This window comes from Methanosarcina sp. A14 (assembly GCF_001729375.1).
GTDB classification, from domain to species: Archaea; Halobacteriota; Methanosarcinia; order Methanosarcinales; family Methanosarcinaceae; genus Methanosarcina; species Methanosarcina barkeri.
In genome coordinates, this window is record NZ_LZPK01000075.1 from 1 (window position 1) to 9,633 (window position 9,633).

General features: G+C 38.5%; 6 protein-coding genes and 2 pseudogenes. 6 read left to right on the top strand and 2 right to left on the bottom strand.

Features of this window, described 5'->3' with window-relative positions; genetic code table 11:
- Positions 1-291: 291 nt before the first annotated feature.
- Positions 292-816 carry an NTPase gene (locus A9239_RS04645; RefSeq protein WP_048155335.1) on the bottom strand — a complete coding sequence of 175 codons (525 nt, stop codon included), beginning with the start codon at positions 814-816 and terminating at the stop codon, positions 292-294.
- A 199-nt stretch (positions 817-1,015) separates the two neighbouring features.
- Here A9239_RS04645 and A9239_RS19325 point away from each other — a divergent pair, with 199 nt between their 5' ends.
- Together A9239_RS19325 and A9239_RS18795 are read left to right on the top strand one after the other, a co-directional pair.
- A complete protein-coding gene (locus tag A9239_RS19325) occupies positions 1,016-1,171 on the top strand; it encodes a hypothetical protein (protein WP_155396462.1) in 156 nt (51 codons plus the stop codon).
- A 333-nt stretch (positions 1,172-1,504) separates the two neighbouring features.
- Positions 1,505-1,682 (top strand): annotated as a pseudogene (locus A9239_RS18795) (transposase); the annotation flags it as partial.
- A gap of 428 nt (positions 1,683-2,110) precedes the next feature.
- On the opposite strand, the pseudogene A9239_RS20845 reads toward A9239_RS18795, so the two are convergent.
- Positions 2,111-3,992: pseudogene (locus A9239_RS20845) on the bottom strand (PKD domain-containing protein).
- A 1,044-nt stretch (positions 3,993-5,036) separates the two neighbouring features.
- Here A9239_RS20845 and A9239_RS04675 point away from each other — a divergent pair.
- From A9239_RS04675 to A9239_RS04690, 4 genes are all read left to right on the top strand, one after another.
- Positions 5,037-7,517, top strand: coding sequence for a DUF5814 domain-containing protein (locus tag A9239_RS04675; protein WP_048155328.1), 2,481 nt, complete (start codon positions 5,037-5,039; stop codon positions 7,515-7,517).
- A gap of 182 nt (positions 7,518-7,699) precedes the next feature.
- Complete coding sequence (locus A9239_RS04680; protein ID WP_048118000.1) at positions 7,700-8,101, top strand: DUF3467 domain-containing protein; 402 nt, start codon at positions 7,700-7,702, stop codon at positions 8,099-8,101.
- Between the two features lie 578 nt (positions 8,102-8,679).
- On the top strand, positions 8,680-8,904 hold the full coding sequence (locus A9239_RS04685; RefSeq protein ID WP_048118002.1) for an LSM domain-containing protein: 225 nt from the start codon (positions 8,680-8,682) through the stop codon (positions 8,902-8,904).
- 32 nt (positions 8,905-8,936) lie between these two features.
- Entirely contained in the window at positions 8,937-9,338 is a 402-nt protein-coding gene (locus A9239_RS04690; protein WP_048118005.1) for an AsnC family transcriptional regulator, read from the top strand.
- The last annotated feature ends 295 nt before the right edge of the window (positions 9,339-9,633 follow it).

The following is a 9,633-nucleotide window of genomic DNA, read 5'->3' on the forward strand; positions in this document are numbered from 1 at the left end:
AATCCATAAGTTAGCTAATCTATAAGCATTCGTCATAGGTTAAGATACTATCTGTTAGAAACATGTTACTATTATCATGTTTTTCTGTAAACTTGTAAAGTAAATCAAGATGTGTAGATAATTGTAGTAGTCATGTTATGGTTAACTGATTCCTTAACCGAAGACGCATGGATAAATCTTAAATCTTGAGATATGGGCAGATTAACCCGAAATAAAATCCACTTTTTCATTTTTTCGATGTTTCTGGGGTAATTAGTCGGTAACCTGGCATAAAGCATTGAACGGAAAATACTAATTTTTATATCTCAGCCTGGCAAAAATTATTTCAGGCAATTCATCCCGGTTCTCCTCATTAACCATCAAAACCTCGAATTCTTTTCTCATCCTCTGAACCAGATGGTGACTGCTTGACCGATGCAGCACTGCAAGAACCGGTTTATCAGATTCCAGAACTACTTCAACTGCCGAAACGAAAGCTTCGGATTTGAGCTCCATCGGCCCAACCTCATCGATAACTATCAGGTCACATTCTAGAGCACTCCTGAGAGCATTTGCCCCAATTTTTTCAAGGTCTTCCAGATTGACGTGATATTTTCCAACTCTCGGCCCACTTCCTCTGATGCTTCCCAGGACACCGGTTTTTCCAGTAGCAAGGTCCATAATCGAAAAACCTTCCCTTCTCCCTTCTTTCCGGATTTCGGCAGTCTGGATGCCGCCTATTTTGAAGCCCGGCTGGTTGGCAAGTTTTTCAGCAGCTTTTGCCACAACTGTTGATTTTCCAATACCCGGACTGCCGGTTACTGCGATTTTCAGCATGATATCTTTCGCCCCCCTTTGTTTTTCCGTTTCCCTGAAAAATAGAACTTGATTTTACTTAAATTAGCCAGCAGTAAGTTTTACGTTGGCTATAAAATGATTGCAGGATATACTGGAATATACATCAAAAGCTTCAATTGAGCTAAATTTTATAAATATATATAAAAATATATATGGAAATGTATACGGAGTTGAAATTATGACCACAGACCAGGAAATTCTTGCCAGACTACAGGAGATCGAGAAGAGAATGGAAAAGATGGAAGCTTCAATCGAAAACATTAACAATATCCTGAAAAAGGTCGAGCAAAATACCTATTTCGGTTGTTATATGCCGGAGGAGAAGCTGGAGTAAAAAGATAAAAAGAGATAAATTTTCAGATTTTCCAGATAATTTTCCAGATTTTACTTTTTTCGATGCTCCTCTGTTAATCACTTGATGTTATTCCGAGGCAACAAAAAAGCGTATCAAGGTCGTCCGTGTCCCGCGCTGAGGCGCGGCTGGAACTAATCGGCTTTGATTGAATGAAAGCTGAAATTTTTCCCGCCCTGGGAAAATTGAGGTAAAATATCAAGTTTTTAGCAGTGTACGGCTTTTTTCGATTTGACTCTAAATTCATTTTTTCATTTTGAGTTTTATTAACTCTACTTTTTCATAAAAATACTCCATTTTTATATTTGTAGTCATTTGAAGCAGGACAGAGGATTCAGGGAATTTCTTTTGAGAGGGAAAAAAGGCAAAAATTGAATTTGTTATGATGGTTACTGTGCACAATATAAAGAAAATAGCAGATTTCATGAAGAGAACGGGTAAAAGCCTGAAAGAGATTCTGAATAGGTTTACTGTAGGAAGAAATCAGAGCTAGAATGAAAGGAGAACTATATAGTGAGAATAGCAGATAAACCATGTTGATTAGTGAAAATTAATAGATTCTTGATTCTTGATATCCTCTCCAAATTGTGTGGGTAAAAGTAAACTTCATGTATTTGCTGAAAATTTAAGAATTTATCTAAGTCTGAGAAACAACCTCCGATGCATTTAACTTTATAACCGTGTGATAAAATTGTTTCATATATTTCGAGTTGGAAAATTCTCCATTGAATTTAAAGAGAATACGATTCTTGTAGTAATGAGAGAAATATCGAGACAGAAATTACTCAATTATAAAACTCAAAATGGTTTTGATACAATCCGAAAAGAATACTTTTGCTTTTTTAGTAAGACTTGCTCGATGACTCTCACTGTCCTTTATCCTTTACTTTTTTACTGCTTTTAATTTTAGGCATTCATTATTTACTGAACTTTAATATATCCAGAAATGGTTTTAGTATTACTGCCTTTAGCATTCTTTACTGTTAAGCTAACCATATATACCCCTGCCTTTGAATACTTGTGAGTCGGATTCTGGTGGTATGACTTTGATCCGTCTCCGAAGTCCCACTTCCAGGAAGTTGGGGAGCCAGTGCTGGTGTCATAAAACTGTATCTTCAATGGGCTTTTCCTGAATTTGGAGAGCCAAAAAAAGCAGCAACAGGAACTATCGTATTTTTGAATATTTTGTTTCCACTAATGTCGGGATTTTTAACATTTTTGACGGTGATTCCGGAAGAGGAATTTGAGGTATTCACATCTGTTAAGATATTATTTTGTATTTTCACAGCACCATTTTTCAAGGAATTCCCATCGATATATATTCCTTCCCGTCCCAGATTTTCAAAAGTGTTTTCAGAAATATCCAGGTTTATCCCGTTTATTAGAAACTTCTGATATACTCCCTGATGAGATAGATTGCTAAAAGTATTCTTACTTATTGCTATATTCTTGAAACCTCCATTGAATGGGAAAATAACTCCACGCGTCCCACTGTTTTGAGTATTATTCCTGATAATAAGCGTCTCATCGGTTCCATTTCCTCCTTCATACATATTACCCAACATATCATTAAACGTGTTATTTTCGTAAACATGTACTCCGTTACCTACAGCGCCGCGTGAGAATATACCTCCATATCCGCCAAAAACTTCATTGTTAGAGAAAGTAGACTGTTGTGTACCGTCTGAAAATGCAAAATAGAATGGAAGTTCTTGTGGTGACCTGTATTCTAAGAATGTACAATAGTATAGAGTTTCAGACGTTATTTGCGGGTATATTTTGTTTCTAGTTACAACAAAATTAATGGTATCAGCATGAGCATCAACAACATTAGAGCCGGTGATATTTGCTCCTATTAGTGTATTATCGGCAATAGAAACATTTCGACTTAAAGACTTGAGTTCAGCTGAATTGCCTGTTATAGCATGTCTGCAATTCTCTATGTGATTATGATCGATATTGACAAAAGCCGTACCGCTGGCTACATTTATACCGTATCCAGAATTGGGGCGAACTGAATTGTAAATCTCATTATTATTAACAATCACATTAAAGCAGGAGTACAAACAAATAGCACCGAAACCACATTCATTGAACCAGGAATTAGTGACAGAGCTATCCTTGCAATATTGCATAACCAGTCCATGATGAGACATCGACGCACCTGTATCCTCCAGCCGTATATTCTTTATATGCATTTGAACAGGTCTATACACTTCGAACTTTATAGTCTCGGATAATTTGTAGTCTCTAAGAAGTGGTTGATTTAAAGTAACAACATTTCCATTCACACTTTTAACAGCATAAATTTCTCCTGTCATTTGATCAGGATAATTGTCAGGATAATTTAAAGGACACCACAGAACATTTTCCAGATTTTAATCAAGTCGTTCTTGCGAACCTTAGAAGCGTCAGTTAAAACCACCTGAGACGAGCCCTCCTTAGCATTAGCGCTCAGGGATCCGCTTGTGATCTGCGACCCCCCGAAATAAATATCGTTATATTCTGTATTAGAAGTTTGAATGTGAAGAGTTACTTTTCCTTCACCTATTATATTCAGATTTTTATTTTTTTGATATACTCCTTTTGTGATATAATAGTCCCCTTTGCGGATAGTTATTGTATCCCCACTTTTTGAGTAATCCAGTGCCGCTTGAATACAAGTTGCGTCGTTTGCGTAATTAGGTGTATGAAAAAAACCTGGTTCAGCTGATCCAGCTTCTTTGTCAATTACAATATTTGCCGCCAAAGCTGCAGGGCTAATTAACGCAAGAGAAAAAAGAGTAAGGATAAATATTGTCATAAAATTTTTAAAATTTTTCATTAATGATCCCTTCTAAATCTGTTTAACTTAGAACTTATTCGAAAATTGTTGTGATCACTGAGTTTTATAACTGGTATATTCAGAACTGAACTGTATACTCAATATCATAGAAATTCTAACTTAATATGCCGTTATTGGCCTTTCAAAAGACTCTAAGAGGATTTCAATAAGATAAAATTATAAAATTTCTATTTCTACCTTGATAAATTCTATTATTTTTTATAGATATTAACTTTTCTATATTATCTGCAAAGTCAAACTTTTTAAGCACTCTTATCTGATACTTTTATGTGACAAGATAATCGCTTTCAAAATAGTACGTTTTTAGCTGTAGATTAGTTAATAAGTCATTTTTTAGCGAAAAAATTATTAATAAATACATCTCAGTATAAAAATTATTAGTAGGTTATTTTTTAGCGAGAAAATAATAACAATCCTTTTTTAGCGATAAATTAGTCAATTGATAGAGTTATTCAAAAATACAGCTTGTGATATACTTTGAAATCTAAACATAGTATCAAGCAAATTCTAAATACTTCCATTAACTGCTTTCTTGACATCGTTTTTCCAGTAATTTTTTGCTAAGTAATCTCTTAAAATAATCTCCTAAATAACGTATTCAGTAGTATTAACATTCAGTTAATTCCAAATAATTACATTTATATAATAAATAAGTAATAAAATATTTATATAATAGTACCCATAAGATGAGGTTGCAAATGAGATAAAAGATAAATTTGGAAGATATGACAGTGTGCTCACGAAGAGCAAAAGAAATTTTGCGCACTGAAAAATGCTCTAAGTGCATATCTAAGTATAAATATCACTCAAAGTTCAAATAATAGACTTTAATAGAATGTAACAGACTTGAATAGACTTTTACCTGTAAACGCAAATTATGCTGCTAGAAGTTAAGAAGACAGTTGAATGTTGGCTTTTCAAAATTTAAAATTTAAACTTTGAAGGGAAATTTACAGGTTTTGAAGGGAAGCTTACTATACCACTCATATATCAGGATAAAAAATCATGCTCTGGGTCCTAGGTTACGCTGAAAAATCGAAGATTAGAGTTATGGCTATAAAGGACCGGATAAAACAGCCTCTTTATATGGCCGAGCTCCTTATAAAAGATAGTTACAAAGGGCCGCGCCCTCTTAAAATCAGGCTCTTCACCGGCAAGAAAAAAGAAGAATTCATTCCTCCACCGCAGTTTATAGAGCTCCTGCGCAGTGCAAACCGAATAATGCTTGCAGAAGGAGGAAATCCTGCAAATGAGGCTGCTTTTCTGGAAATGCTCAAAGGTTTTCAACTTAATGCGGATAAAGTAAAAATCTGTAAACACTGCTGGATTAAAAAACGTTTCAACTTTGTAAACAGTAAATCCATCAAGTATAATAACGAACTCATCTGCCTGGACTGTGCAAAAGAAGAACTATTGCGTGCAGTCCGTTCTGCGGGTGCGCAGTATGGGGAAAAATCCATAGATTTCCTGGAGCAGGTGCTTTCAAAAACCCGAGACCTTGACAGGACTATCCGGATGTTGACCCCTGAAAGGCTGGACCCTGAGTTCACACGCTATGATACTATAAGGACAAAACCTGTCAGTGTCACAGTTAGGGTAAAAAGCCTGCCTCTTCAAAAGAAATTTAAGGAAATGCTGCTCGAAAAATCCGAGACCCTGTTGCCTGTACAGGCATTATCAATAGAATCCGGGCTTCTGGAAGGAAAAAACCAGTTTGTAGTCTCGGCAACAGCAACCGGAAAGACCCTAATAGGGGAGATGGCAGGAATCCAGAACCTCTTTAACAAAAAAGGAAAAATGCTCTACCTCGTCCCCCTGGTTGCACTTGCAAACCAGAAATATGAACAGTTCAAAGAACGCTATTCAAAACTCGGGTTTACTACATCCATAAAGATAGGGGCAATTCTAATAAAAACTTCTCAGCGCGTGAAGATGCAGACTAGCCCTGGTGCGGATATTATTGTGGGGACTTACGAGGGTATAGACCATATGCTTCGGTCGGGAAATGCCGATTTTCTGGGCAAAATCGGAACTGTGGTAGTGGACGAAGTCCATACTCTCGAAGACCAGGAGAGGGGCCACAGACTGGACGGGCTTATTGGAAGGCTGAGGTACGTCGCACCCGAAGCTCAATTCATCTATCTATCTGCAACCGTTGCAAATCCCGAAGGCTATGCAAAGAAACTCGGGGCTCAGCTTGTCCGTTATGAGCACAGGCCTGTTCCTATTGACAGACATCTTCTTTTCTGTCAGGAAAACGAAAAGGCAAAGTTGATTTCCCAGCTTGCGAAAGAAGAATATTCAATGTTATCTTCCAAAAAGCACAGGGGACAGACAATTGTCTTTACAAACTCCCGCCGCAACTGTCACAAACTTGCAGGAGCCCTTTCGATTCGGGCAGCACCCTATCATGCCGGGCTTTCTCAGTACGAAAGAAAGAAAGTTGAAACTCGCTTTGCAAAAGGAGAGCTTCCTGTAATTGTGACTACGGCTGCTCTTGCGGCTGGGGTGGATTTTCCGGCTTCTCAGGTGATCTTTGAGTCCCTGGCAATGGGAATAGACTGGATTTCAGTTCAGGATTTTTTGCAGATGAGCGGAAGGGCAGGGAGGCCTGACTACCATGATAGGGGAGTTGTTGTGCTGATGCCTGTGCCTGGAAAATCATATTCAGGTTCTCAATCCGATACCGAAGAAGAGGTTGCAATTAAACTACTCCAGGGAGAAATGCTCTCAGCAGGCGTAAAATATGGAGAAGCCGAACAGCTCGAGGAAGTACTTGCATCGGTTGCAGTCACCTCCTCGGTGCAGGATCTCAGAATGATCCACAACCAGATGTTTGGAAGCTACAACTTGGACAAGTTGATTCTGCGTCTTCAGAGTTATCGTTTTGTGGAAAGAAAAGGAAACCGAATAATGCTTACGCGTTTTGGAAAAATTATTGCAGCACATTTCCTTCCTATATCGAAAGCTTTTCTGATTCGAGATGCAGTGCTTGGAGAGAATGAACCCCTGAAGATCGTAACGAACCTGGAGTTTTTTGATGCAGCGTATTTCAAGTATGCAAACCAGATAGGAAGCTCCCTGCACGTGAATATGCCTTCAAGGATTTTTCAGGGAGCTACCCTTGATATAGTCTTTGATGGGGAGTCCCTTTCCCAGCTTGATGCAAAAATCCAGGAACTCCTGTTAAACTTTGCTTCGGACTTTTTAACCTGTAAATGCAAAGACTCACCTTACTGCGGTTGCGCAGAACAGAAGTTTTCGGAAAAAATAATCAAGTTGCGTACAGAAGCACTTGAGCCTGCACAGATAGTAAAGAAACTTGAAAATAAGTACGGGATCTCAGCCTATCAGGGTGATGTTTTCGGGTACCTGGACAACGCGGTCAGAAACCTTGACGCCGTGGAACTTATAGCAAAAGTGCACTCTAAAAAGAAAGTTGTAGAAGAAGCAAAAAAGCTTAAAAAGAAAGTTCAGGGTTAAAAGATCAAAAACGTTTTTGCAGATAACATTGTAATAACAGTGTATAATGAGTTGAAATGTTCCTGCTTATGTGGGAATGCTTTGTTTATATGAGAGGATTGACCGGTTTTTAAGGGCCGGCTACTAGTGTAATGGATCAAAATCTGATCAGATATTCTAAGAGTAAAAATAGAGGTAATTTCATGACCGAGGATGTTGAATCCAGGGAAAATATTGAAAGCTCAGCTTCTAAAAAGATTAAGAAAAGCATTACAATCGAGTTTGTGAAGCCTGAGAACTTCAGGCAGATATATGCTATCGGAGCTGCAGGTGGGCACAGCCCCTATGATTTCAGGATTGGTTTTTATAATGACACTCCAAAACTGTTAGGGGATGCCTCGGAATCAAGGGTCATCCAGAGACGTGTAGAAACCGAAGTGATACTTTCTCCGGTAGCTGCACTTGAGCTGTCCCGCTGGCTGACCCAGCATATAAATGAATACGAATCCGTTTTTGGGCCCATTGCAAAAGCGATCCCGAGACCAAGAAAAGAGTCGTCTGCAAAGCTTGTTGACGACAGTACGGATCTCCAGGGTTACATCTGACCCATTATGTTTGAGTTTGAAGAGCTTTATCTCCAAACTCTATCAGAGTAATCACAAGCCTTTTCAAAAAAGGTTTGAGTGAAAAACCCTACAACGTTTGGATTTAGGCTCTTATCACCAAACCCTATCGACGTGATCACAAGCCTTTTCAAAAAAGGCTTGAGCGAAAAACCCTATAACGTTTGGATTTGAGGCTCTTATCACCAAACCCTATCGGTGTGATCAACCGGCGCAACGGTTGTGACCCAACGGTTGCAGCCCAACGGTTGCTGGTAAATCGGAAAATTTGAACTGCAACTTATGGAAGGAGCTAGTTGATCCAGGAGTCATTTGAGAGCTCCTGGAGATCGATGGTTATATATCTCTGTAAAGGGTATGTAGTTCTCAGTTTTCTTAAAAGCCGGTGGAGTGACGATATGAAGAAATTATCAGTCGCTGGCATGAAGGACTGATACAGGCAGCAAGTAAACCGCAGGTATGGATGCGGTTCTGATGCGACTTGCTCCGCACTGGCTTGGGACTTAATAAACAGAAGCAAGTACGGGGAGAATTCAGAATAAATCAGCGAGGGTTTAAATTTGTTCCCAAATAAAAAAGTTCAGAAAATTGTTGGATCAAAAATCCAGGTAGAAATGAAAGGCGATCTTAATCTGCTTGAAGGCACTCTTAAGAGCGTGGACGACTATATGAACCTTCATCTCGTGGACACCATGGAGATCGTAAAAGGAGAAAAAGTTCGTTCTCTTGGTTCAGTAGTACTTCGCGGTAATAACATTATACTGATCACTCCTGTAGAAGAGTAAAACTTCATAAGGAACTCTACTAGTGTGGAATCATGGATCTTGAAGAAGAAGCTTATAATATAATAAAAAGCCATAAAGAAGGCGTTTTCCAGAACGTCATCTGGAAAAAGTTGAATATCGACAGCAGAAAATGCTCCAGAATCATAAAAAAACTTCTGGATAAAGATCTTATTGTACGAGAAGTTGGAGTCTCAAACGGGGCAAGAACATATCTACTGAAAGCAAAGGAAGAAGTTAAGGAAAAATACGACCTCCTACTTGCAGGAGAATTGTTTTCGGCCTGTACAGGCTGCACAGGTGACTGTCAACCCGAATACTGCGGAAGACTCAGTGAATGGATTGGTAACCTCATGCAAGAAGATGAAAGCTCGGAAGAGACCGGTGAAATAAAAGTCGATGTCAAAAATAAGGAAGAAGCTGAAGAAGGAATGTGAAAAAAGAATTCTCAAACTCAACAGCTAATGGTATTCTCAAAGACAGTTTTCTGTCAAGTCTTTGTTAAAAAGGTTGTGACTACTGCGTTGTTAGAGCTCTTCGATCAAATCTTTTCTCAAAAGGTTTTCTGTCAAGCCTTTTTAAAAAGGCTTGTGAGATTTTCTAATTCAACAGCTACTAACATTTTGAAAGGTATCGGCAGCCGCTAACTATATATAGGAAAACCCCTTATTGAAGAACCCCCTTCGATAAGGGGAAAATAAGATACAATAAAAGCTCCGGTAGTGTAGTCCG